Consider the following 22,875-nt stretch of genomic DNA (forward strand, 5'->3'; position numbering starts at 1 on the left):
CGTGAGAAGGGAAGGACGGCAACACCGGATGTACGGCTGGATCTGGCGGCATCTGCCCGGCAACACCGTCGTGCGGGCGCTCCTCTCGCTCGTTCTCTCGCTCGTGGTGGTCTTTCTCCTCTTCCAGTACGTCTTCCCGTGGGTGGACCCGCTGCTGCCGTTCAACGACGTGACGGTCGACGGCGAAGGAGCGTAGGCGGACCCATGGGCGCGCGGATTCTCGTCGTGGACAACTACGACAGCTTCGTCTTCAACCTCGTGCAGTACCTCTACCAACTCGGCGCCGAGTGCGAGGTGGTGCGGAACGACGAGGTGCGCACGGAGCACGCACAGGACGGTTTCGACGGCGTACTGCTGTCGCCCGGGCCGGGCACGCCCGAGGAGGCCGGGGTGTGCGTCGACATGGTGCGGCACTGCGCCGGGACCGGCGTGCCGGTGTTCGGGGTGTGCCTGGGGATGCAGTCCTTGGCCGTCGCCTACGGCGCGGTCGTCGACCGGGCGCCCGAGCTGCTGCACGGCAAGACCTCCAGGGTCGCCCACGAGGGGCACGGCGTGTTCGCCGGTCTCCCGTCGCCGTTCACCGCCACCCGCTACCACTCGCTCGGTGTGGAGCGGTCGACCGTGCCGGAGGCCGACCTGCGGGTCACCGCCTGGACGGACTCCGGCCTGGTGATGGGACTGCGGCACCGGGAACTGGCCGTCGAGGGCGTCCAGTTCCACCCCGAGTCGGTGCTGACCGAGTGGGGGCACCGGATGCTGGCCAACTGGCTGACCGAGTGCGGCGACCCGGCCGCGGTGGAGCGTTCCACGGGGCTCGCTCCCGTCGTGGGCACGTGACGCCTCCGGGGAACGGCGACCCGTACCGCGATCCGTACGGGCAGGAGGGGTACGGGCAGGACGACCCGTACGGCCCGGACGCGTACGGCTCGGACCCGTACGGGGCCGGGGAGCAGCGCGCGCCCCGGGAGGAGCCGGCCTGGAACCCGGAGCCCTACGCCTACCCGTACGAGCGTCCGGCGCAGGACTACCGGGCGGCCGTCGACGCGCTCGCCGACCCGCTGAACGACCCGCTGCCGTCCTCGGGCGCGGAAGCCGGGCCGCGGGTGCCCTCCTGGGCCCCGCAGGCCACGAACACCCCGCAGGCACAGGCACAGGTACCGCAGCAGCAGCCGGGTGGGGCGGGCGAGGGCACCTCGCCGTGGTTCCGCCCCTCACAGCCGCAGCAGCCGCAGCAGCCGCAGCAGGGGCAGCAGCAGAGCCGCCCGCCGCAGCATCCGCAGCAGGGACAGCGGGCGGCCCACCGGTCGCCCGGTACCCACCCCGGCCCGCACGCCGAGCAGCCCGCCGTCCCGTCGCAGCAGTCCCTGCCCGGCGTACGGCCGGTGGCCCCCGGTCAGGGGCGGCCGCCGCAGCAGCGGCGCCGGCCCACCGACGTGGACGAGACCGCCGCGCTGCCGGCCATCGACGTGCCCGACGGGCCCGGCCCCCGACGTCGTCGGCCCGAAGGTCGACGCGACGACCGGGACGGGCGGCCCGCTGCTGCCCCGGACGTCTCCGGAACCGACGCGGACGCCGCACCGGACGACGACGAGCCCCGCACGGTCGCCCTGCGCCGCCCCAGCGAGGCCGAGCTGGGAGGCCGTGCCGCCCGGCGCAAGGCCGCCGCCAAGGGGCGTGGCGGCCGTCGTGGCGCCCCCGCGGCGCCCGCACGGCCCATGACGCGGCTGGAGGCCCGCCGAGCCGCCAGAGCGGCCAAGGACGGGCCTGTGGTGCTGCTCAGCCGCGCCATCGGCGAGGTGTTCATCACCTGCGGCGTGCTGATGCTGCTCTTCGTCGCCTACCAGCTCTGGTGGACGAACGTGCTCGCCGGCCAGTACGCGGGCGGCGCCAAGGACAGCCTGACGCAGAAGTGGGAGGAGAACCCAGAGCGCAAGCCCGGTGCGTTCTCCCCCGGCCAGGGTTTCGCGCTGCTGCACATACCCAAGCTCGACGTGGTGGTGCCCGTCGCGCAGGGCATCGACAAGCAGTCGGTGCTGGACAACGGCCTGGCCGGGCACTACGACGAGAAGTCCGGCCTGAAGACCGCGATGCCGTGGGACGAGCAGGGCAACTTCGGCGTCGCCGGTCACCGCAACACCCACGGCGAGCCGTTCCGGTACATCAACCGCCTCGTCTCCGGCGACGAGATCATCGTGGAGACCGCGGACACCTACTACGTCTACGAGATGTACAGCCGGCTCCCCTCCACCACCCCCGCGAACACGAGCGTGCTGGATCCGGTGCCGCCCCAGTCGGGCTTCAAGGAGCCCGGCCGCTACATCACGCTGACGACGTGCACGCCGGAGTTCACCTCGAAGTACCGGCTCATCGTCTGGGGCAGAATGGTGGACGAGCGTCCGCGCAGCGAAGGCAAGCCGGACGCTCTCGTCGGGTAGCGGGACCCCGGCGAGGGGGTGCAGGGGGCTGAGCATGTCGAGGGGAAACGGGCGGTCAGCGGTGGCACGGAACGCGCAGGACGTCGGAGCCGGAGAGGACGTCGGGGGCGACGCGGAGCCGGACCGGGAGCCGCGGGCGGAACGTTCCGCCGACGCCGTGGCCCCCGAGCGTCCCCCGCGCAGCGGCCGTCGCCGCCGGGTCGTCCGCCGGATCGCCGCCGTCGTCAGCGTCGTCGGCGAACTCCTCATCACCGCGGGGCTGGTGCTGGCACTGTTCGTCGTCTACTCGCTCTGGTGGACGAACGTCGTCGCCGACCGGCAGTCCGACGAGCAGAGCGACCGGGTGCGCGAGAGCTGGGCCGCGAGCGAGGACCGCACCGAGCCCGGCGAACGGGGCCCCGGCGAGCGGAACCTGAAGAACGGCATCGGCTTCCTGCACGTGCCCGCGATGTCCGACGACGACATCCTCGTCACCCGGGGCACCGACATCGGCGACCTCAACAAGGGCGCCGCCGGCTACTACACCGACCCGGTGAAGTCGGCGCTTCCCTGGGACCAGTCCGGCAACTTCTCGCTCGCCGCCCACCGCGACGGGCACGGCGCCAGGTTCCACGACATCCACGAGATCGACGAGGGCGACCCGATCGTCTTCGAGACCGAACACACCTGGTACGTCTACGAGGTGTACGACATCCTCCCGGAGACCTCCAAGTACAACGTCGACGTGCTGGCGGACGTCCCGAAGGTGTCGGGGAAGACCGAGGAGGGCCGCTACATCACGCTGACGACGTGCACGCCGATGTACACCTCCGAGCACCGCTACATCGTGTGGGGCGAGCTGAAGCGCACCGTCCCCGTCGACGCCGACCGCACCCCGCCGTCGGAGCTGCCCTGAGGCGGCGCGGCCGGACGGCGTGACCGGGCGTGGGACGCGGCGAGGGCCGGGCTCGTGACGAGCCCGGCCCTCACCGGTGGAGCGTGCGGTGCGCCGCGGGTCAGTCGTCGTCGCCGCGCCGGTCGCCGCCGTCGGGGCCGCCGAAGAACCCGCCGTTGTCGCCACCGGGGTTGGGCGCGGCGTAGAGCGTGACCACCGACCCCTGCGGCGCCTGTGTACCCGGTGCCGGGTTGGTGTTGACGACCTTGGCGTTCGGGTCGGTCGACCCCTGCACCTGGACGGAGAAGCCTGCGCCTTCGAGCTCCGCCTTGGCATCCTTGACCGCCTTGTTCCGCACGTCCGGCACGGCGGTGGGCTGCGGGGTGGCCGGGGCCTTGGCGACGGTGAGGACGATCGTGCTGCCCGGGGCCGCCTGGCCGGTCGGGCTCTGCTCGATGACCTGGTCCGCCGGGGTGCCGGGGCTGTCCTTCTCCTTGCGGGCGACCTCGAAGCCGTTCTGCTGGAGCTGGGACGCCGCCTGGTCGTAGGGCTTGCCCACCACGTCCGGCACCGTCTCCACGTTCTGCTTCGCCACCGTCAGGGTGATGGTCGCGCCGCGGTCGGCCTTGGAGCCGCCGGCCGGGTCCTGGCCGAGGACGGTGCCGACCTCCTCGTCGGACTCCTCGTCGACCCGCTTCACCTCGAAGCCGGCCTCCTGGAGCTCCTCCTCGGCGGCGTCGTAGTCGTCACCGTCGACGTCGGGGACCTCCAGCGGAGCCGGGCCCTTCGACATGATGATGGTGATCGTGTCGCCCTCGGTGACCTGATCGCCCTCGGCCGGGTCGGTCTTGCAGACCGTCTTCTTCTCCTGCTCGCAGTACTCCGCCTGCCCCTTCTGGACCTCCAGCCCGCGGCCCTCGGCCGCCGACTGGGCATCGGAGTAGCTCTGCCCCGCGAGGCTCGGCATCTCGAACGTGTCGTCGTCGTTGCTGCCGCCGAAGATGACCTGCCCCATGAAGATGGCGCCGATCAGCACCAGCACCAGCGCGACGATCAGCAGGATCGTGGAGGTGTTGCTCTTCTTGCCGCCGCGGCGCCCGCCGCGGCCGTCCTCGTCGTAGTAGCCGCCGTCGTCGTCGCGCATCGGCGGCAGCATGGACGTACGGGCGTCCTGGGTGCGCAGCGCGGTCGTCGGGCGGTCGTCGTGGTCGGAGTAGCCGCCGCCGGAGGCGTAGCCGACCGAGCCCATGGCGGCGGTGGCGGCGACGGGCTGGCCGTCGAGGGAGGCCTCGATGTCGGCGCGCATCTCGTCGGCGCTCTGGTAGCGGTAGTCGGGGTCCTTGACCAGGGCGCGCATGACGATGGCGTCCTGGCCGGGCGTGATCTCCGGGTCGAACGCGCTCGGCGGCGTCGGCTCCTCGCGCACGTGCTGGTAGGCGACGGCGACGGGGGAGTCGCCGACGAACGGCGGCCGGACGGTGAGCAGCTCGTAGAGCAGGCAGCCGGTGGAGTACAGGTCGGAGCGGGCGTCGACCTGCTCGCCCTTGGCCTGCTCGGGGGAGAGGTACTGGGCGGTGCCGATGACGGCCGCGGTCTGGGTCATCGTCATCCCGGAGTCGCCCATGGCGCGGGCGATGCCGAAGTCCATGACCTTGACCTGCCCGTTGCGCGTCAGCATGACGTTGGCGGGCTTGATGTCGCGGTGGACGATGCCGTTGCGGTGGGAGTACTCCAGCGCCTGGAGGATGCCGATGCACATCTCCATGGCGCGCTCGGGCAGCAGCTTGCGCCCGGAGTGCAGCAGTTCGCGCAGTGTCGAGCCGTCGACGTACTCCATCACGATGTACGGGATGGACACCTGGTCGACGTAGTCCTCGCCGGTGTCGTAGACGGCGACGATGGCCGGGTGGTTCAGCGAGGCCGCGGACTGGGCCTCGCGACGGAACCGGGCCTGGAACGACGGGTCGCGGGCGAGGTCGACGCGGAGCGTCTTGACCGCCACGGTGCGTCCCAGGCGGGTGTCGTGGGCGAGGTAGACCTCGGCCATCCCGCCTCGGCCGAGCACCGAGCCCAGCTCGTACCGGCCGCCGAGGCGACGCGGCTCTTCCATAGTCTCCAGCCCTCTCCGTCTTTCCGGGACGCCCCCTGGCGTGCGGGCGCCGGCGGTGTGCTGCTCGGCATACGGTACCGGCACGCTTCCCGGGGGTTCACGTGACCGGGGTCACCCTCCGCGGGGTGCCCGGTTCACGGCTTTTCCTCAAGTACGGCCTCCATCACGGCCTTGGCGACCGGAGCGGCCAGCGTGCTGCCGCCGATCTCGTCGCGGACTGTGTCGGAACTCTCGATGACCACCGCGACGGCCACCGGCGACTCGCCGTTCTGGTCCTTGGCGTAGCTGACGAACCAGGCGTAGGGCTTCTCGCTGTTGCCCACGCCGCGCTGCGCGGTACCGGTCTTGCCGCCGACCGTGTAGCCGGGGATCTGCGCGGACTCGCCGGTGCCCTCGCTGACGACGGTCTCCATGCCCTCCTGGAGCTTCTGCGCGGTGGCGCCGGACATCGGCTCGCTCAGCTCCTCCGGCTTGGTCTCCTCGATGATGTCGAGGTCGGGCGAGCGGAGCTTGTCGACCATGTACGGCTGCATCAGTGCGCCGTCGTTGGCGATGGCGGCGGTGACCATGGCCATCTGCAGCGGGGTGGAGGTGACGGAGCCCTGGCCGATGCCGGCGTAGGCGTTCAGGTCGGGCTCGGCCTGGGGAAACCCGCTGGCCACGGCGCGGACGGGGACGAACTGCTGCTCGTTGAAGCCGAACTTCTCCGCCGCCTCCTTCATCTCCTCGTTGCCCAGCTCCTCGCTGATCTTGGCGAACACGTTGTTGCAGGAGTACTGGAGCGCGACGCGGATGGAGGCGTTCTTGCAGGGGATGGTCTCCGACCAGTTGGGCAGTTCGTTCCCGGAGATCGGCGCGTTGTACGGGCTCGGGGAGTCCGTCTTGCCGTCGAGTGTGTACCGGCCGCTCTCCAGCGCCGCCGCCGCGGTGACCAGCTTGAAGGTGGAGCCGGGCGGATAGGTCTGCCGCAGGGCCCGGTTGAGCATGGGCTGCGAGGGGTTGTTCTCCTTCTGCAGCGAGGTCCAGGTCTGCTGGTCCTCCTCCGACATGCCGGCGATCTTCGACGGGTCGTACGAGGGGGTGTTCGCCAGCGCGAGGATCTCGCCCGTCTGCGGGTCGATGGCGACGGCCGCGCCCTCCTTGCCCTGGAGGCCGTCGAAGGCGGCCTTCTGGGCGGACGGCATCAGGGTGGTGGTGACGTTCCCGCCGCCCGGCTGCTCCCCGGTCAGCATGCCGATGGTGCGGTCGAAGAACAGCCGGTCGTCGGTGCCGGTGAGGAACTCGTCGTAGACGCCCTCGAGGAGGGTCTCGCCGTAGATCTGGGCGGAGAAGCCGGTGACCGGCGCCCACATCTCGCCGTTCTTGTAGGTCCGCTTGTACGCGAAGTCGCTGGCTTCGGTCTTGGTGGAGCCGGTCAGCGGGGTGCCGTCGGCGGCGAAGATGTCGCCGCGCGGCTGGCTGTAGCGCGCGATGAGGCCGCGGCGGTTGTTGTCGTCGCTCTGGAGTTCGTCCGCCTGGACGAACTGGAGCCAGTTGGCGCGGGCGAGCAGTGCGAAGATCAGCACGCCGGCGAAGATCGCGATGCGGCGCAGGGGCTTGTTCACGGGCGGACCACCTGTGTCATTTCTGCGTCGGTTGAGGGCGCCGGGGTGGGTGCGGGGCGCCGGGCGGTGTCGCTGACGCGCAACAGGATGGCGACGAGCGCCCAGTTGGCGATCACGGACGAACCGCCCTGCGCCAGGAAGGGCATCGTCATACCGGTGAGCGGGATCAGCGCGGTGACGCCGCCCGCGACGATGAAGATCTGGAGGGCGAAGGCGCCGGAGAGGCCGACGGCGAGCAGCTTGCCGAACGGGTCGCGCGCGGCGAGCGCCGTGCGGACACCCCGCTCGATCAGCAGAGCGTAGAGGATGATGATCGCCATCAGGCCGGTGAGGCCGAGTTCCTCGCCGGCGGTGGAGAGAATGTAGTCGCTCTTGATGCCGATGCCGCCGATGAGGCGAGAGTACCCCTGTCCAAGGCCTGAGCCGAGCAAGCCCCCCGCGCCGAACGAGTACAGGGACTGCGCGATCTCCGTGACGCCGTCGTCCGCGTTGAGCGGGTCGAGCCAGAGGCTGACGCGCTTGCCGACGTGGCTGTTGAACGAAGCGACGAATACGGCGCCACCTGCGGAGAGCAGCATGCCGAAGACGATCCAGCTGGTGCGCTCGGTTGCGACATACAGCATGATCACGAACATGCCGAAGAAGAGCAGCGAGGTGCCGAGGTCGGTCTCGAAGACCAGGATCAGCAGGCTGAGGACCCAGATGGTGACGATGGGGCCCAGGTCGCGGCCGCGGGGCAGGTAGAGACCCATGAAGCGGCGGCTGGCCAGGGCGAGGGCGTCGCGCTTGACCATGAGGTAGCCGGCGAAGAACACCGCGATGATGATCTTGGCGAACTCGCCGGGCTGGAGCGAGCCGACGCCGGGAATGGTGATCCAGATGCGCGCGCCGTACCGTGCGGGGAAGAACATCGGCAGGGCCAGCAGCACCAGCGCGACGACCATGGAGATGTAGGTGTAGCGCTGCAGGACGCGGTGGTCCTTGAGGAAGATCAGCACGGCCACGAAGAGGCCGATGCCGATCGCGGACCACAGCAGCTGGCCGGGTGCGGCGTCCGGCGGCTGCAGGTACGCGACCTGGTCGAGGCGGTAGATGAGGACCAGCCCGAGGCCGTTGAGCAGCATCGCGATGGGCAGCATCAGCGGGTCGGCGTACGGCGCCCACTTGCGGACGACCAGGTGGCCGCAGGCGGCGAGGGCACCGAGGCCGAGGCCGTAGCCGAGCATGCCGGCGGGGAGTTCGCCGTCGAGGGCGAGGCCCACGTTGGCGTAGGCGAAGATCGGGATCAGCACCGCGAAGACGAGCATGGCCAGCTCGGTGTTGCGCCGGCTGGGGAGGCCGCCGGAGGAGACCGTCGTATTGCTGCCGGTGTTGATGTTGAGGTTGCTGCTCATACGCTGTCCGGTCCCCTACGGCGTGGTGCACTGCTTGGCGAGTTCACGCTGCTTCTCCGACATGCTGGGGCCGGGTGAAGGCGAGGGGGAACTCTGGCTGTCGGAGGGGCTGCCGGCCCGGTCGCCGCCGCTCTGGCCGCTGCCCTGGCCGTCGTTGCGGTCGTTCTGGCGCTGGCGCTGCTCCTTCTCCTGCTCCTCGCGGGCCTTCTGCTGCTCCTCGGCGAGACGGCAGGCCTCGGTCTGGGCGCGGAGTTCGCCGACCTTCTCCTCGGCCTGGGCGAGGTCGTCGGCGGTGATGGACTCCTCGATGCGCTGCCGCTGGAAGGTCGTCAGGTACTCCAGCGGGACGTCGGGGTGGTCCTCGTGCACGCTGCTGAGGCTGACGCCGGCCAGCTCCTGGCTGATGCCCTGGTAGACGGCGACGTGGTCGCCGTTGGAGCCGACGTAGTACTGCTTCTGCGTCCAGGACCAGCCCGCGTACACGCCGCCGCCGAGGACGGCGAGGACGAGGGCGATGATCAGCGAGCGCTTGATCCAGCGCCCCCGGGAGCGCGGTTTGACGAAGTCGTCCTCGGTGAAGCTGCCGAACGATCCGGTGGCGGGCGGTGTGCCGGGGCCGTGGCCGCTGCCGGGCGGGCCGAAGCCGCCGTCCTGCGGGGTGCCGTGCTGTCCCGGGTGCTGCTGCGGCGGCACGGCGGGGCCGGTGCCGCCGCGGCCGAGTTCGGCGGCGCGGGCGGCGGGCGTGTGGGCGTCGCCGCGCAGCTGGGTCTGGTTCTCGGCGACGGCGCCGACGATGACCGGGGTGTCGTTGAGCTGGGTGGCGGTGCCGTCGTCGGCGTCCACGTCGAGGACGTCGGCGACGATGCAGGTGATGTTGTCGGGGCCGCCGCCGCGCAGCGCGAGCTGGATCAGCTCCTGCACGGTCTCCTGCGGGCCGTGGTAGCCGGCGAGGGTGTCCTCCATGGTCTGGTGGGACACGACGCCGGACAGGCCGTCGGAGCAGACCAGGTAGCGGTCGCCGGCCCGCACCTCGCGGATGGACAGGTCGGGTTCGACGTGGTCGCCGCTGCCGAGGGCGCGCATCAGCAGCGAACGCTGCGGGTGCGTGGTGGCCTCCTCCTCGGTGATGCGTCCCTCGTCGACGAGCTTCTGCACCCAGGTGTGGTCGGCGGTGATCTGGGTGAGGCGGCCGTCGCGCAGCAGGTAGGCGCGCGAGTCGCCGACGTGCACCAGGCCGAGGCGGCGGCCCGTCCACAGCAGGGCGGTGAGCGTGGTGCCCATGCCTTCGAGCTGCGGGTCCTCCTCGACCATCACCCGGAGCTGGTCGTTGGCGCGGCGCACCGCGTTGCCCAGCTCGGTGAGCAGGTCGGAGCCGGGGACGTCCTCGTCCAGCTGCACGATGGTGGAGATCACCTCGGAGCTGGCGACCTCGCCGGCGGCCTGGCCGCCCATTCCGTCGGCGACGGCGAGCAGCCGGGGCCCGGCGTAGCCGGAGTCCTCGTTGTGCTCGCGGATCATGCCGTCGTGCGATCCGGCGGCGAAGCGCAGTGACAGACTCATGCGCACCTCGCCCGTCGGCTCCGGGTACATCCGCACGGTGCCCACCCTCCGGTCGTCATGTCTTCGGCCTGTCTACTTCCGCAGCTCGATGACCGTCTTGCCGATACGGATCGGCGCTCCGGGCGGAATCGGCGTCGGTGTGGTGAGTCGGGACCGGTCCAGGTAGGTGCCGTTGGTGGACCCGAGGTCCTCCACGATCCACTGCCCGTCGCGGTCGGGGAAGATCCTGGCATGGCGGCTCGAGGCGTAGTCGTCGTCCAGCACGATCGTGGAGTCGTGCGCGCGGCCGAGGGTGATCGTCTGGCCCTGGAGCGCGACCGTCGTGCCGGTCAGCGACCCTTCGGAGACGACCAGCTTGGTGGGGGAGCCGCGGCCGGAGCGTCCGCGGTTCCTGCCCGACTGCTGCGGCCGCTGCTGTGGCGCCTGGCGCTGCTGCGGACGTGCGTCGGGGCGCCGTGCGCCGCGCTGGGTCACCCGGGTGCCGAACAGGTCACTGCGGATGACCTGCACGGCCACGATGACGAACAGCCACAGCACGGCGAGAAATCCCAACCGCATGACCGTCAGGGTCAGCTCTGACATTGCCCCCGCTTCACCCTTCGGCTTGCCGGTAAATGATCGTGGTGCTGCCCACGACGATCCGTGAGCCGTCGCGGAGCGTAGCGCGTGAGGTGTGCTGTCCGTCCACCACGATGCCGTTGGTGGAACCCAGATCCTGCACGTTCGCCGCTCCGCCGCCGCCCTGGACGCGGATCTCGCAGTGCCGGCGGGAGACCCCGGGGTCGTCGACGCGGACGTCGGCCTCGGTGCTGCGTCCCAGGACCATGCTGCCGCCGGAGATCTGGTGGCGGGTGCCGTTGATCTCGACCCAGCGGCGGGTCTCGGCGCGCGGCAGCGGCCCGCCGGGGCCGCCGCCGGGGGCGTGCGAGGGCATCGGGGGCGCCCCCGTCGGACGCGGGGGATAGCCTCCGCCGCCGCCCGGCCCGGTGGGGGGTGCGCCCATCTGACCGCCCGCTCCGGCGGGGCCGGAGCCGCGGTCGGAGCTGCCGCCGCGCGGCTGGGAGGTGCTGGAGGCCAGCGTGCGGCTGCGGACCCGGTACAGGCCGGTGTCGAGGTCCTCGGCCTTCTCCAGGTGCACCTTGATGCTGCCCATGAAGGTGTAGCGCTGCTGCTTGGCGTAGTCGCGGACCATGCCGGCGAGCTCGTCGCCGAGCTGGCCGGCGTACGGGCTGAGGCGGTCGTGGTCGGGTGCGCTGAGTTCGACGATGAAGTCGTTGGGGACGACGGTCCGCTCGCGGTTCCAGATCGTCGCGTTGTTGTCGCACTCGCGCTGGAGGGCGCCGGCGATCTCGACCGGCTGCACTTCCGACTTGAACACCTTGGCGAAGGTGCCGTTGACGAGACCCTCGAGTCGCTGCTCGAACCGCTTCAGAACTCCCACGGTGCACCTCCTTCCCAGATGGCCGCCGCTCTAGTACGGCGCCTGCGCTCCCAGTGTGACGGGCTCCAGTGTGACCGAACGCGGGCACACCGCGCCCCGGTACTGCTTACTGATCGTATCCACGCGCGGGGATACCGGCTGGTTCCCCGACGTTCCCCCGTGGCCGGGTGTCGCCGCTCACACCCCCCACACCCTCGCACGAGGGTAGGGGGCGGGCGGGCGGCGCCGGTGGACAGTGTCCCTCAGCGGGGCCGTGCGGGGTGCGCGGAACGGATGTGAATCCACCCCGTCATGCGTGCTAACGTGTGCGACGTCGGAAGGCGCCGCGAGGGGTCGGCCGGCGGACTTCCCCGAAGGTGTGGGGAAGCACCCGGGCGCGGGTGGCGGAATAGGCAGACGCGCTGGATTCAGGTTCCAGTGTCCGAAAGGACGTGGGGGTTCAACTCCCCCCTCGCGCACCAGAATCAGAACCCCGCAGGTCGTGGACCTGCGGGGTTCTTCTGTGTGCGCCGGGCGGTCAGTCGCCGAGGCGGGCGGCGAGTTCGCGGCCCTGGGTGCGGGCGGCGGCGAGGGCGTCCTCCCGGGACTCCTCGAACTGCGGAACCAGCGAGGCCATCGCCGGGGTGACCGGCGCCAGGGTGAGCTCGGGCAGGATGAACTCTGGCTTCATCCCCAGCTTCTCCGCGAGCACCATCTGGAGGTACGGCTCGAGGTGGTCGTTGCCCTCCTCGGGGGTGCCGGGACGGTAGGAGCCGCCGCGGGAGGTGACGACGATCACGTGCTTGCCGGCCAGCGTGGGGCTCTCGGTCATGGTGGTGCGGCCGACGGCGATGACGTGGTCCAGCCACGCCTTCAGGCCGGAGGCGATCGACCAGTTGTACAGCGGGGCACCGAGCACGATCACGTCGGCGGACTCGGCCTCCTCGATCAGCTGCTCGCGCAGAACCGACGCCTCCTGCTGCTCCGGGCTGCGGTCGCCGGGGGCGACGTAGCCGGCGTAGTAGGCGGTGGCGTCGATGTGCGGGACGGGGTCGGCCGCGAGGTCGCGGTGGATCACCGTGCCGTCCGGGTGCTCCTCGCGCCACGCGGCGGTGAAGGCCGCCGTGACGGCGCGGGAGTGCGAGCGGTCGCCGTTGAGGGAGGAGTCGATGTGCAGCAGGGTGGCCATCGGTGTGGCTCCGTTCACTCTCGTCAGTAGGTTCTCTTCCGTGCGTAGCTATTGATAACACAGGTACTTACTTTTTTGCACCTCCTTGCGTGGGCGCAGTACTCTGGGGGCCATGACGGAGCTGCGGGACGAGACGACCGGACGCGGGGGGCGGCCCGAGGGGCCGGCCGCCGGCCAGGGCGACATCTGCACCGCGCCCGAGGCGGGCATCACCCGGGTCTTCGCCATGCTGGGCAAGCGCTGGACCGGGCTGATCCTCGCCGCCTTGATGAACGGCCCCGGCCACTTCGCCGAACTCCGCCGGGCGGTGCCCGGCATCAGCGAGCGCATGCTCTCCGACCGGCTCAGCGAACTCGCCGGCCTCGACCTGGTCGTCCGCGAGGTGGACGCCGGCCCACCGCTGCGCGTCGGCTACCGGCTCACCGAGGCCGGCCTGGCACTGCGTCCGGCCATGGTCGAACTCACGCGCTGGGCCGACGTGCACCTGCCGGAATCGGCGGCGAGCTGCCCGCGCGAGTTCCGCCCCTGACGCTTCCGGCGACCGCCGGAAGTCGGCAGCCGACGTCTCCCGCCGCCCGTCCGCGGTCCTCGTCCAGCGCTCATCCACACCGCTCGTCCACCGCGCTCATCCACAGCCCTCGTGCGCGGCGGCCGGGCGCGGGTACGGTCGGGTCACCGCTTGGACGGCGGCGGGTGGAACGGAACCGGGCGGCACGTACGGGGGAACGGGACATGGCACGGATACCGCAGGTCGAGGGCTTCGCGCGGCGGCCGAGGGCGGGGTCGCCCAAGCAGGACGGGAAGGCGCTCCGCGAGCAGGTGCCGCGCGGCGCGCACGCCGTTCTCGACACCCCGCCGGGCCGCCCGGACGCCGTGACCGCCGTCGAGGAGTCCGGCCGTGGGCGGCTGCCCGGCCTGGTGCCCCTTCGTGTCGGGAGGATGGCGGCCTCGCCGTTCGCCTTCCTGCGCGGCTCGGCGGGCCTGATGGCCTACGACCTCGCGCACGGCACGCCGGCCACCGGCATCGGCGCCCAGCTGTGCGGCGACGCGCACGCGGCCAACTTCGGCCTGTACGGCGACGCGCGCGGCGGCCTTGTCATGGACCTCAACGACTTCGACGAGACCGCCCTCGGCCCCTGGGAGTGGGACCTCAAGCGGCTCGCCGCGTCGCTGGTGCTGGCCGGGCGGGAGGCCGGCGCGAGCGAGGACGACTGCCGGGAGGCCGCCCGCGACGCCGCGGGAGCCTACCGGCGCACCATGCGGCTGCTGGCCCGGATGCCCGCCGCCGACGCGTGGAACGCGATCGCCGACGAGGAGCTCGTCTCCCACGCCGGAGCCAAGGACCTCGTCGGCACGCTGCGTACGGTGTCCGAAAAGGCCCGGCGCAACACCAGCGCCCGCTTCGCCGCCAAGTCCACCGAGCCGGACGACGACGGCGGACGCCGCTTCGTCGACGCGCCGCCGGTGCTGCGCCGCGTCGGGGACACCGAGGCGGCCCGGGTCGCCGCCTCGCTCGGACCGTACCTGCAGACGCTGCCCGAGGACCGGCATCCGCTGCTCGCCCGGTACGCCGTCCACGACGTCGCCTTCCGCGTGGTCGGCACGGGAAGCGTCGGCACCCGCAGCTACGTGGTGCTGCTCCTGGACCACCGGAACGAGCCGCTGGTGCTCCAGGTGAAGGAGGCACGGCCCTCGGTGCTCGGCCCGCACCTGCCCGCCGCCGGCTTCCCGGAGCCCGGGGACTCCGGACACGAAGGGCGGCGGGTGGTGCGGGGACAGAAGCGCATGCAGGTGGTCAGCGACATCCTGCTCGGCTGGACCAGCGTCGAGGGCCGGCACTTCCAGGTCCGGCAGTTCCGGAACCGCAAGGGCAGCGTCGACCCGGCGGAGCTGGCCGCCGACCAGCTCGACGACTACGGCCGGATGACCGGCGCGCTGCTCGCCCGTGCACACGCGCACAGCGCCGACCCGCGTGCCGTCACGGGCTACTGCGGCAAGAACGAGGAGCTGGACGAGGCGGTCGGTGCGTTCGCCGCCGCCTACGCGGACCGCACGGAGGCCGACCACGCCGCACTGGTCACGGCGGTGCGGTCCGGGCGACTCGCCGCGGAACTGGGAGGGTGACCGCCGCCTTCACTACGCTGGCCGGGTGACGCCGCCGTCCGACGGCCCCCGGCCGGCCCGGTCGGCGGGACCGCCGGGCCCCGGCCCGGACACCATCGCGAGGAAGTATCGAGTGCGCCAGGAAGCCGAGCAGGAAGCCGGGCAGCCCGCTGACCAGCACGTGGGAGCGGACCCGTCACCGGACGCAGCAGCCGGACCGGCCGCGGACGCGGCAGCCGACCCGGCACCGGGCGAGGCGGCCGGTGCGGGCCCGGACGGTTCCGGAGCGGACCCGGGCCCGGAACCCGGCACCGAGCGGCTGGAGCGGGCCGTACGGGTCGCCGAGGACGCGCTGATCGAGTTCGAGATCGCGGTGGAGACCTTCCGCGTCGAGGTGGAGAACTTCTCGCGGCTGCACCACCAGCGGCTCGGGCCCATGTACGCCCGCCTCGACGAGCTGGACGCGCAGATCGCCGAGGCCGTCGCCGCCCGCAGCGGGGATCCGGAGGACCGGCGCCGCGCCGAGGAGGCCCGGGCGATCGTGATGCCGATGCCCGGAGTCGAGGAGCTGTTCCACGGCTGGATCGACTCCGACGGCCTCTCCCCCGAGGCCGCCGCGATGCTCAACGAGCAGCAGGTGCAGCCTCCGAGCCGGGTACGGCCCGACGACGAGACCCGCCGGGCCTACCGGGAGCTGGTCCGTGAGGCACATCCCGACCTCGCCGCCGACGACGCCGAGCGCAGGCGGCGCGAGGAGTTCATGGTCCGCGTCAACCAGGCGTACGCCCGCGGCGACGCGGAGGCGCTGCGGGGACTCGCCGAGGAATGGCGCACCGGCCCGGCCGCCCGCGGCCCCGAGCCGGAACTCAGCCGCAGCGAGGTGCTGTACGCCCGCCTGGAGTGGCTGGCCGCACGCAAGGAGCAGCTCGTCGCGGCGGCCCGGGAGCTGGAGGATTCCGCGATCGGTGCGATGCTGCGCATGGCCCCCGACGACCCGGACCGGCTGCTCGAGGAGATCGCCGAGAAGCTGCTCGCGGACGTCGCCGAGCGGGAGAGCCGACTGGCGGAGCTGGCGACCGCCGGCTGACCACCGGCCCGGGTGGGCCGCTGGGGAACGTGGAGAGTGAGAGGCGAGAGATGGACTTCGGTCAGGTGCTGCAGGTGGAGGTCGCGCAGGTGCCGTCGGACGGGCTGCTGCTCGACGTCCGGGAGGACGACGAGTGGGTGGCCGGGCACGCGGAAGGTGCGCTGCACATTCCGATGAGCGACTTCGTCGGCAGGTTCGGTGAGCTGACCGAGCGGGTCGAGGGGGACGCGCCGGTGTTCGTGGTGTGCCGGGTCGGCGGGCGGTCGGCGCAGGTCACGCAGTACCTCCGGCAGCAGGGGGTCACGGCGGTGAACGTGGACGGCGGCATGCTGGCCTGGGAGGCGTCGGGGCGGCCGCTCGTCGGCGAGGGCGCCGAGGCGTACGTGAAGTAGGACGAGGCGTACCGGGAGCCGGGCCGGCTGGGCGCTGCGCCCGCACGACGCGCCGCCCGGTCCGGCGGCGGTCGGTCAGGCACGGGTCGGCGGCGACCGGCCGCCCGGTCAGCCGCGTTGGTCGAGTCGGTTCTCGAGCCGGTCGAACCGCTCGTGCATCGCCCGGAGCTGTTCGGCCAGCCCGTCGGCGTGGTTCTGCTCGAAGCGGCGCACGTCGGCGCCGAGCCGGTGCAGGTCGCGGGTGGCCCGGCTGACGAAGCCGGTGGCGAGGGCGGCGGTCACCACGCTGAAGGTGGTGATGCCGACGACCATCACCACGGCGGCGACCACCCGGCCGCCCGCGGTGACCGGGTACAGGTCGCCGTAGCCGACGGTGGTCGCCGTCTCGATCGACCACCACAGCGCGAGCGGGTAGCTGGTGATCGTGGCGCCCGGCGCGTTCTCCTCGAGCGGGAGGATCACCGCGGAGCCCGCCAGCAGGACGACGGTGGAGACGGCGACGCCGGCGACGGCGGCGCGCAGGTGTACGCGCCGCCACCAGCTGCTGCCGCGCAGGCGCCCCCAGACGAGGGTGAAGAAGGTCGGCACGGCGACGAGACTACGCAGCGGTTTCGCCCGGCACCCGTCGTGACACACGCACGCGGGGCACGGCCGACCGCAGCCGGTCGAGCCTTGGGCCCGGTAGCCCCTACCGGGCCGTTCGGTCCGTTCGGTCTGTTCGGCCGCGTTACGCGTCGAAGTCGACCTCGACCTTCTCCGTCGTCGGGTGCGACTGGCAGGCCAGCACGTACCCCGCGTCGACCTCCTCCGGCTCCAGCGCGTAGTTGCGGTCCATGCGCACGTCGCCCGTGAGCAGCTTCACGCGGCAGGTGCCGCAGACCCCGCCCTTGCAGGCGTAGGGCGCGTCGGCGCGGTTCCGCAGGACGGTCTCCAGCACGCTCTCGCCGCCCTCGACCGGCCAGCTCCCGGAGCGGCCGTCGAGTGTGGCGGTGACTGTCGCCGAGGCCAGGGCGGGAGCGGCGGGTGCGGGCGGTCCGGCGGCCTCGTCGGCGTGGAAGATCTCCTGGTGCACCTTCGCCCGGGGGACGCCCAGGCCGCGCAGGGCCTTCGTCGCGCCCTCGACCAGACCGAGCGGGCCGCACAGGTACCAGCCGTCGACCTCGTCCACGGACACCAGGGCGGGCAGCAGGGTGTTCAGCCGCTCCTCGTCCAGCCGACCGGAGGGCAGGCCGGAGGCCTGCTCCTCGCGGGAGAAGGCGTGCACGAGCTGCAGGCGCTCGGGGTAGCGGTCCTTCAGGTCGGCCAGCTCCTCCAGGAACATCGTGGAGGCGGCCGTGCGGTCGCTGCGCATCAGGCAGAAGCGGGCGCCGGGCTCGCGCTCCAGCAGGCTGGAGACGATCGACAGCACCGGTGTGATGCCGCTGCCGCCGACGATCGCGGCGAAGTAGCCGGTGCGCGGAGGGAGAGTGAAGCGCCCGGTGGGCGGCAGCACCTCGACGCTGTCCCCCACGGCCAGCTCCTTGAGCGCGTAGGTGGAGAACGCGCCGCCCTCCACCCCGCGCACGCCGATGCGCAGGGTCTCCGGTGCCTCCGAGGCGGGGGCGCACAGCGAGTAGGTGCGGCGGATCTCCTCGCCGCCGACGTCGGTGCGACGCAGCGCGATGTGCTGCCCGGGGTCGTAGCGGTAGGCGGTGCGGAGCTCGGCCGGCACGGCGAGGGTCACCGCGACGGCGTCGTCGGTGAGCTGCTCCACGGCTGTGACCTGCAGCGGGTGGAACATCCGGTCACAGCTCCTTGAAGTGGTCGAACGGCTCGCTGCAGGTGTCGCAGCGGCGCAGGGCCTTGCAGGCGGTGGAGGAGAAGCGGCTGAGCAGGGAGGTCGCGGTCGACCCGCAGTGCGGGCAGTGCACCGGTTCGTCCGTCGTCTCCGCGTACGGCGCGGCGGTACCGGCGGCGCCCGGTGTGCCCGAGCCGAGCCGGGTGGGGCCCAGGTCGAGGGCGACGGGCCCGGCGGCCCGCTCCCGGGTGGAGCGCGGCGGGGCGATGCCGAACTCCGCCAGCTTGCGGCGGCCCTCGGGGGTGATGTCGTCGGTCGACCAGGCGGGGGAGAGCACGGTGCGGACGGTGACGTCGGTGACGCCCTCCTCCTCGCGCAGGGCCTGCTCGATGTCGGCGGCCATGGCCTCGAGGGCCGGGCAGCCGGTGTAGGTGGGGGTGAGCCGGACCTCGACGCGGCCGGGGGCGGTCTCCTCCACCCCGCGCACCACGCCGAGTTCCGCGAGGCTGAGGACGGGCAGCTCCGGGTCCGGCACCGCCCCGGCGCGGTCGAACAGGCTGCTCAGCCGGTCCTCGGCGACGCTCACCATGTCGCCCCCGGGTGGCTGCGGTGCAGGTGCTGCATCTCGGCGAGCATCCGCCCGAACGACTCGGTGTGCAGGCCCTGGCGTCCTGCGCCGGCGGTCCAGCCGCCGCTCTGCGGGGTCTCGGGGACGGTGAGCGTGGCGCGGGCGAGCACGCCGGTGACGCGTTCCGTCCAGGTGGCGCGCAGGGCGTCCAGGTCCAGGTCGAAGCCCTCCAGCGGCTGGAACAGCTCGCCGGTGAAGCGCCACAGCCCGTCCACGGCGGCCTGCATGCGGGCGTGGCTGTCCTCGGTGCCGTCACCGAGGCGCAGCGTCCAGTGCTCCGCGTGGTCGCGGTGGTAGGCGATCTCCTTGACCGCCTTGCCTGCGAGCGGGACCGACTCGAGGAGCTGCGCGTACAGCAGCTCCTGCCAGGTGGAGAAGAACAGCTGGCGGGCGAGGGTGACGGCGAAGTCGCCGTTGGGCTGCTCGACGAGCTGGCAGTTACGGAAGGCGCGCTCCTCGCGGAGGAACGCGAGCTCGTCCTCGTCGCCGAGGTCGGCGTAGAGGGCGCGGGCCTGGCCGAGCAGGTCGAGCGCGATGTTGGCGAGCGCGACCTCCTCCTCCAGCACGGGTGCGTGGCCGGCCCATTCGCCGAGGCGGTGGGAGAGGACCAGGGCGTCGTCGGCGAGTGCGAGGGTGCCGGCGGCGGGGGCCGGGGAGCCTGCGGCGGAGGTCTCGGGAACTGCCTGGCTCACAGGTTCTTCACCCCTTCCGGGACCTCGTAGAACGTCGGGTGCCGGTACGGCTTGTCGGCGGCGGGCTCGAAGAACGGGTCCTTCTCGTCCGGGGAGGAGGCGGTGATCGCGGCGGAGGGCACGACCCACAGGGAGACGCCCTCGTTGCGCCGGGTGTAGAGGTCGCGGGCGTTGCGCAGCGCCATCTCGGCGTCGGGCGCGTGCAGGCTGCCGGCGTGCGTGTGGGACAGGCCGCGCCGACTGCGCACGAACACCTCCCACAGAGGCCAGTCGCTGGTCATCGGGAGGCCGCCTCCTTGCGGTTCGTACGGTCGTCGCCGGGCGCGTGCTTGGCGGCGTAGGCCGCGGCGGCGTCCCGCACCCAGGCGCCCTCCTCGTGGGCGCGGCGCCGCTGGGTGATGCGCGCTTCGTTGCAGGGGCCGTTGCCCTTGAGGACGGCCTTGAACTCGGACCAGTCGATGGCGCCGAAGTCGTGCCGGCCGGTCTCCTCGTTCCACGTCAGGTCCGGGTCGGGCAGGGTCAGGCCCAGCGCCTCGGCCTGCGGGACGCAGATGTCGACGAAGCGCTGCCGCAGCTCGTCGTTCGAGTGCCGCTTGATCTTCCACGCCATGGACTGCGCGCTGTGCGCGGACTCGTCGTCCGGCGGGCCGAACATCATCAGCGACGGCCACCACCAGCGGTCCACGGCGTCCTGCGCCATGGCGTGCTGCTCCTCGGTGCCGCGGCTGAGCTCCAGCAGCAGCTCGTACCCCTGGCGCTGGTGGAACGACTCCTCCTTGCACACGCGCACCATCGCCCGGGCGTAGGGGCCGTAGGAGCAGCGGCAGAGCGGCACCTGGTTGGTGATCGCGGCGCCGTCCACCAGCCAGCCGATGGCGCCGACGTCGGCCCAGGTCAGGGTGGGGTAGTTGAAGATCGACGAATACTTCTGGCGGCCGTTGTGCAGCTTGTCGAGCAGTTCGTCGCGGCCGACGCCGAGCGTCTCGGCGGCGCTGTACAGGTACAGGCCGTGTCCGGCCTCGTCCTGCACCTTGGCCATGAGGATGGCCTTGCGGCGCAGCGAGGGGGCGCGGGTGATCCAGTTCGCCTCGGGCTGCATGCCGATGATCTCGGAGTGCGCGTGCTGGGCGATCTGGCGCACCAGCGTCGCGCGGTACGCGTCCGGCATCCAGTCGCGCGGCTCGATCCGCTCGTCCGCGGCCACAGCGGCGTCGAAGGCGGCTTCGTACGCCTCCGGCCCTGGGGCCGTCTCCGGCAGCACCGTCGTCATGCCTGCCCTCCCTGCTCTGCGCTGTCCCGGCGGACCGGCCGGCCCCGCAGCCGACCGACCGATCGTTCGGTTCAATGGTGAGCCGGGGCGCCACACGCTGTCAAGAGCGCCTCCGCACCCTCTAACCTCTTGGGCGGACCACACGCGGGGGAACACGGACGGGGAAGAGGGGAACGGCCGGACATGGAGCCTGAGGAGGAGCAGCGCGGCGGTCTCGCCGCGCTGTCATGGCCAGGACGGGTGGTGGTGGCCACGGCCGTGGCCGTCGTCGCGGTCGCCGTCACCGTTCACCTGGCGCTGGTGTTTCTGCACGTCGCGCCGGCCAACACGCTCAGCAAGCAGCAGGACGCGACCATCGACGCGTACATCTATCCGGAGTTCGAGCAGAACTGGAAGCTGTTCGCCCCGAACCCGCTCCAGCAGAACATCGCCGTGCAGGCGCGCGCCCGGGTCGTCGACGAGCGGGACGGCACCCGGACCACCGGGTGGATCGACCTCTCCGCGGAGGACGGCGCCCACATACGCGGCAACCTCTTCCCCAGCCACACCGCGCAGAACGAGCTGCGCCGCGCCTGGGACTTCTACACCGGCTCGCACGACGCCGAGAACCGCCCCGACGGCATGCGCGGCGAACTCTCCCAGACCTACGTCGAGCGGATCGTGATGGACCGGTTCACCGCGCGCTTCGACGGCACCGTCGACAGCATCCAGCTCCGCTCCGCCACCACCCGGGTGCCCGCCCCCGCCTGGAGCGACGAGCGGTTCGACACCGACACCGAGTACCGCGTCCTGCCCTGGTGGGACGTCAGCGAAGCAGCCCACGCCGAGCGGAAGGCCGCCTCGTGACCGACCACCGGCCCGCCCCCGGCACCCCCGGTAACGCCGCACGGAACCCCGGCGTCCCCGCACCCCGGCACGCCGGTCCCGCTCCGGCTCCTGTCACCCCCGGCGCACCCGCAGACGGACCGCACCCGTGGAAGACCCGCGGCGAACTCGCCGTCGAGCGCGGCCTGGCGAAGATCACCGGCAGCGCCCTCGGCCCGTACCAGAGCGCCGTGGTGCGCATCGGCTTCGCCGTCACCTGGCTCTTCTTCCTGCTGCGCGAGTACCCGCACCGCCACGAGCTGTACGGCCCGGGCAGCCCGTGGGGGTTCGACCTGGCGGAGCGCCTGGTCGCCTCCAACGACGCCTTCACCGTCCTGCTGTGGACGGACAGCACCCTCTGGTTCGAGAGCGTCTACGCGCTCGCCGTCCTGGCGAGCGCGGCCCTCGCCCTCGGCTGGCACACCCGCGCCTCGTCCGTCCTCTTCATGATCGGCGTGCTGTCGCTGCAGAACCGCAGCGTCTTCATGGGCGACGGCGGCGACAACATCATCCACCTGATGGCGATCTACCTGGTGCTGACCCGGTGCGGGCAGGTCTGGTCGCTGGACGCCCGCCGCACCGCCCGGGCCCGGGCACGGGAGCGGGAGCGGGACGAGCCGGGCGACACCGGCGGCGTCGTGCTCTGGGTGCTCTCCGGCCTCGCCCTCTTCGCCGTGGCCCTCGGCCCGGGCCTCACCACCGGCTGGGCGATGGTCCTCGGCGGCCTGTGGACGGTGTACGGCGCCTGGTGGGCCGTGTGCCGCTTCGCGCCCGGCGAACCGCGCACGGTCTTGGACGTCGTCGCCAACCTCGTCCACAACGGCGCCCTGTTCGTCATCATGGCCGAGGTGTGCCTGGTGTACGCCACGGCGGGCTGGTACAAGATCCAGGGCTCCCGCTGGCAGGACGGCACCGCCGTCTACTACCCGCTGCAGCTCGACTACTTCGCGCCCTGGCCCGCGCTGAACGACGTGTTCGCCGCCTCCGGTCTCGGCATCATGGCCATGACGTACATCACGGTGCTGGTGCAGGTCGCCTTCCCCTTCACGCTCTTCCACCGCAAGGTCAAGAACGTGCTGCTCGCGGTCATGATCGGGGAACACCTGAGCATCGCCGTGCTGCTGGGGCTGCCGTTCTTCTCCATGGCGATGATCGCGGCGGACATGGTCTTCCTGCCCACCGCGCTGCTGGTCTGGTGCGGCGCCCGCGGCGCCGCCGTCCGCGCGCGCCTCGGACGCCGCCGTGCCGGGACGGCACGGCCGGACGGCGCCTCCGACGACCCGGCGGACGATCCCGCGGACGACCCGGCGGACGACCCGGCCGGCGAGGGGTCCGCACCGCGGGGGACCGACGCCTCCGGCGGCCGGGCCTCCGCCACCGGAGACCCGGACCGCGCCCTGCGCTGACGACCCGCGCCCGGCGTGGGCCCTCCACGCCGGGCACGGGCTCGCCGGCGGCCGGACCGGCTGGGAGGGC

General features: G+C 72.2%; 23 protein-coding genes and 1 tRNA gene. 11 read left to right on the top strand and 13 right to left on the bottom strand.

Annotation, left to right across the window (positions count from 1 at the left end; all coding sequences use genetic code 11):
* Nucleotides 1–28: 28 nt before the first annotated feature.
* The 4 genes from RM572_RS09445 (at nucleotide 29) to RM572_RS09460 (ending at nucleotide 3,330) form a co-directional block, all read left to right on the top strand.
* Nucleotides 29–196 carry a hypothetical protein gene (locus tag RM572_RS09445; protein ID WP_168711423.1) on the top strand — a complete coding sequence of 56 codons (168 nt, stop codon included), beginning with the start codon at nucleotides 29–31 and terminating at the stop codon, nucleotides 194–196.
* An 8-nt stretch (nucleotides 197–204) separates the two neighbouring features.
* The gene (locus RM572_RS09450; protein WP_311672812.1) at nucleotides 205–837 is read left to right on the top strand and encodes an aminodeoxychorismate/anthranilate synthase component II; all 633 of its coding nucleotides are present in this window, start codon (nucleotides 205–207) and stop codon (nucleotides 835–837) included.
* Nucleotides 834–2,435, top strand: coding sequence for a class E sortase (locus tag RM572_RS09455; RefSeq protein WP_311672813.1), 1,602 nt, complete (start codon nucleotides 834–836; stop codon nucleotides 2,433–2,435). Before RM572_RS09450 ends, RM572_RS09455 begins: the two co-directional genes overlap by 4 nt.
* A 157-nt stretch (nucleotides 2,436–2,592) precedes the next feature.
* Nucleotides 2,593–3,330 (top strand): class E sortase, encoded by a 738-nt coding sequence (locus RM572_RS09460; RefSeq protein WP_311672877.1) that lies wholly within the window; start codon nucleotides 2,593–2,595, stop codon nucleotides 3,328–3,330.
* 100 nt (nucleotides 3,331–3,430) lie between these two features.
* Here RM572_RS09460 and pknB read toward each other — a convergent pair whose 3' ends face one another.
* The 6 genes from pknB to RM572_RS09490 form a co-directional block, all read right to left on the bottom strand.
* Entirely contained in the window at nucleotides 3,431–5,419 is a 1,989-nt protein-coding gene (gene pknB, locus RM572_RS09465) for a Stk1 family PASTA domain-containing Ser/Thr kinase (RefSeq protein ID WP_311672814.1), read from the bottom strand.
* A gap of 134 nt (nucleotides 5,420–5,553) precedes the next feature.
* Complete coding sequence (locus RM572_RS09470) at nucleotides 5,554–7,023, bottom strand: peptidoglycan D,D-transpeptidase FtsI family protein (protein ID WP_311672815.1); 1,470 nt, start codon at nucleotides 7,021–7,023, stop codon at nucleotides 5,554–5,556.
* Nucleotides 7,020–8,417, bottom strand: a complete 1,398-nt coding sequence (locus tag RM572_RS09475; protein WP_311672816.1) for an FtsW/RodA/SpoVE family cell cycle protein — start codon at nucleotides 8,415–8,417, stop codon at nucleotides 7,020–7,022. The genes RM572_RS09470 and RM572_RS09475 overlap by 4 nt, the downstream gene beginning before the upstream one ends.
* Nucleotides 8,418–8,432: 15 nt before the next feature.
* Nucleotides 8,433–10,022, bottom strand: coding sequence for a PP2C family protein-serine/threonine phosphatase (locus tag RM572_RS09480; protein ID WP_311672817.1), 1,590 nt, complete (start codon nucleotides 10,020–10,022; stop codon nucleotides 8,433–8,435).
* 27 nt (nucleotides 10,023–10,049) lie between these two features.
* Nucleotides 10,050–10,559 (bottom strand): FHA domain-containing protein FhaB/FipA, encoded by a 510-nt coding sequence (locus RM572_RS09485; protein ID WP_027765460.1) that lies wholly within the window; start codon nucleotides 10,557–10,559, stop codon nucleotides 10,050–10,052.
* 10 nt (nucleotides 10,560–10,569) lie between these two features.
* Nucleotides 10,570–11,418 carry a DUF3662 and FHA domain-containing protein gene (locus tag RM572_RS09490; protein WP_311672818.1) on the bottom strand — a complete coding sequence of 283 codons (849 nt, stop codon included), beginning with the start codon at nucleotides 11,416–11,418 and terminating at the stop codon, nucleotides 10,570–10,572.
* A gap of 374 nt (nucleotides 11,419–11,792) precedes the next feature.
* Between RM572_RS09490 and RM572_RS09495 the strand changes: the two genes are divergently transcribed.
* Nucleotides 11,793–11,879: transfer RNA gene (locus tag RM572_RS09495), tRNA-Leu, on the top strand.
* Nucleotides 11,880–11,935: 56 nt separating this feature from the next.
* Here RM572_RS09495 and RM572_RS09500 read toward each other — a convergent pair.
* Nucleotides 11,936–12,586, bottom strand: coding sequence for an FMN-dependent NADH-azoreductase (locus RM572_RS09500; RefSeq protein WP_311672819.1), 651 nt, complete (start codon nucleotides 12,584–12,586; stop codon nucleotides 11,936–11,938).
* Nucleotides 12,587–12,812: 226 nt separating this feature from the next.
* Here RM572_RS09500 and RM572_RS09505 point away from each other — a divergent pair, with 226 nt between their 5' ends.
* The 4 genes from RM572_RS09505 to RM572_RS09520 all read left to right on the top strand — a co-directional run bounded on the left by RM572_RS09505 (nucleotide 12,813) and on the right by RM572_RS09520 (nucleotide 16,168).
* Nucleotides 12,813–13,115, top strand: coding sequence for a winged helix-turn-helix transcriptional regulator (locus tag RM572_RS09505; RefSeq protein ID WP_247597914.1), 303 nt, complete (start codon nucleotides 12,813–12,815; stop codon nucleotides 13,113–13,115).
* A 203-nt stretch (nucleotides 13,116–13,318) separates the two neighbouring features.
* Nucleotides 13,319–14,710, top strand: a complete 1,392-nt coding sequence (locus RM572_RS09510; protein WP_311672820.1) for a DUF2252 domain-containing protein — start codon at nucleotides 13,319–13,321, stop codon at nucleotides 14,708–14,710.
* Between the two features lie 112 nt (nucleotides 14,711–14,822).
* A complete protein-coding gene (locus tag RM572_RS09515) occupies nucleotides 14,823–15,776 on the top strand; it encodes a J domain-containing protein (protein ID WP_311672821.1) in 954 nt (317 codons plus the stop codon).
* A gap of 50 nt (nucleotides 15,777–15,826) precedes the next feature.
* The gene (locus RM572_RS09520) at nucleotides 15,827–16,168 is read left to right on the top strand and encodes a rhodanese-like domain-containing protein (RefSeq protein WP_136183220.1); all 342 of its coding nucleotides are present in this window, start codon (nucleotides 15,827–15,829) and stop codon (nucleotides 16,166–16,168) included.
* A 108-nt stretch (nucleotides 16,169–16,276) separates the two neighbouring features.
* On the opposite strand, the gene RM572_RS09525 is transcribed toward RM572_RS09520, so the two are convergent.
* From RM572_RS09525 to paaA, 6 genes are all read right to left on the bottom strand, one after another.
* Nucleotides 16,277–16,756, bottom strand: coding sequence for a potassium channel family protein (locus RM572_RS09525; RefSeq protein WP_311672822.1), 480 nt, complete (start codon nucleotides 16,754–16,756; stop codon nucleotides 16,277–16,279).
* A 139-nt stretch (nucleotides 16,757–16,895) separates the two neighbouring features.
* Nucleotides 16,896–17,948 (bottom strand): 2Fe-2S iron-sulfur cluster-binding protein, encoded by a 1,053-nt coding sequence (locus RM572_RS09530; protein WP_311672823.1) that lies wholly within the window; start codon nucleotides 17,946–17,948, stop codon nucleotides 16,896–16,898.
* A 4-nt stretch (nucleotides 17,949–17,952) separates the two neighbouring features.
* The gene (gene paaD / locus RM572_RS09535; RefSeq protein WP_311672824.1) at nucleotides 17,953–18,534 is read right to left on the bottom strand and encodes a 1,2-phenylacetyl-CoA epoxidase subunit PaaD; all 582 of its coding nucleotides are present in this window, start codon (nucleotides 18,532–18,534) and stop codon (nucleotides 17,953–17,955) included.
* Nucleotides 18,528–19,265 carry a 1,2-phenylacetyl-CoA epoxidase subunit PaaC gene (gene paaC, locus RM572_RS09540; protein ID WP_311672825.1) on the bottom strand — a complete coding sequence of 246 codons (738 nt, stop codon included), beginning with the start codon at nucleotides 19,263–19,265 and terminating at the stop codon, nucleotides 18,528–18,530. The genes paaD and paaC overlap by 7 nt, the downstream gene beginning before the upstream one ends.
* Complete coding sequence (gene paaB, locus RM572_RS09545) at nucleotides 19,262–19,546, bottom strand: 1,2-phenylacetyl-CoA epoxidase subunit PaaB (RefSeq protein WP_027765451.1); 285 nt, start codon at nucleotides 19,544–19,546, stop codon at nucleotides 19,262–19,264. Before paaB ends, paaC begins: the two co-directional genes overlap by 4 nt.
* On the bottom strand, nucleotides 19,543–20,535 hold the full coding sequence (gene paaA / locus RM572_RS09550; protein WP_311672827.1) for a 1,2-phenylacetyl-CoA epoxidase subunit PaaA: 993 nt from the start codon (nucleotides 20,533–20,535) through the stop codon (nucleotides 19,543–19,545). Before paaA ends, paaB begins: the two co-directional genes overlap by 4 nt.
* Before the next feature lie 183 nt (nucleotides 20,536–20,718).
* Between paaA and RM572_RS09555 the strand changes: the two genes are divergently transcribed.
* A complete protein-coding gene (locus RM572_RS09555; protein WP_311672828.1) occupies nucleotides 20,719–21,381 on the top strand; it encodes a DUF5819 family protein in 663 nt (220 codons plus the stop codon).
* Nucleotides 21,378–22,805, top strand: coding sequence for an HTTM domain-containing protein (locus RM572_RS09560; RefSeq protein ID WP_311672829.1), 1,428 nt, complete (start codon nucleotides 21,378–21,380; stop codon nucleotides 22,803–22,805). The genes RM572_RS09555 and RM572_RS09560 overlap by 4 nt, the downstream gene beginning before the upstream one ends.
* Nucleotides 22,806–22,875: the final 70 nt, after the last annotated feature.

Origin of the sequence: Streptomyces hazeniae (genome assembly GCF_031845485.1) — a bacterium.
In the GTDB taxonomy this organism is placed as follows: Bacteria; Actinomycetota; Actinomycetes; order Streptomycetales; family Streptomycetaceae; genus Streptomyces; species Streptomyces hazeniae.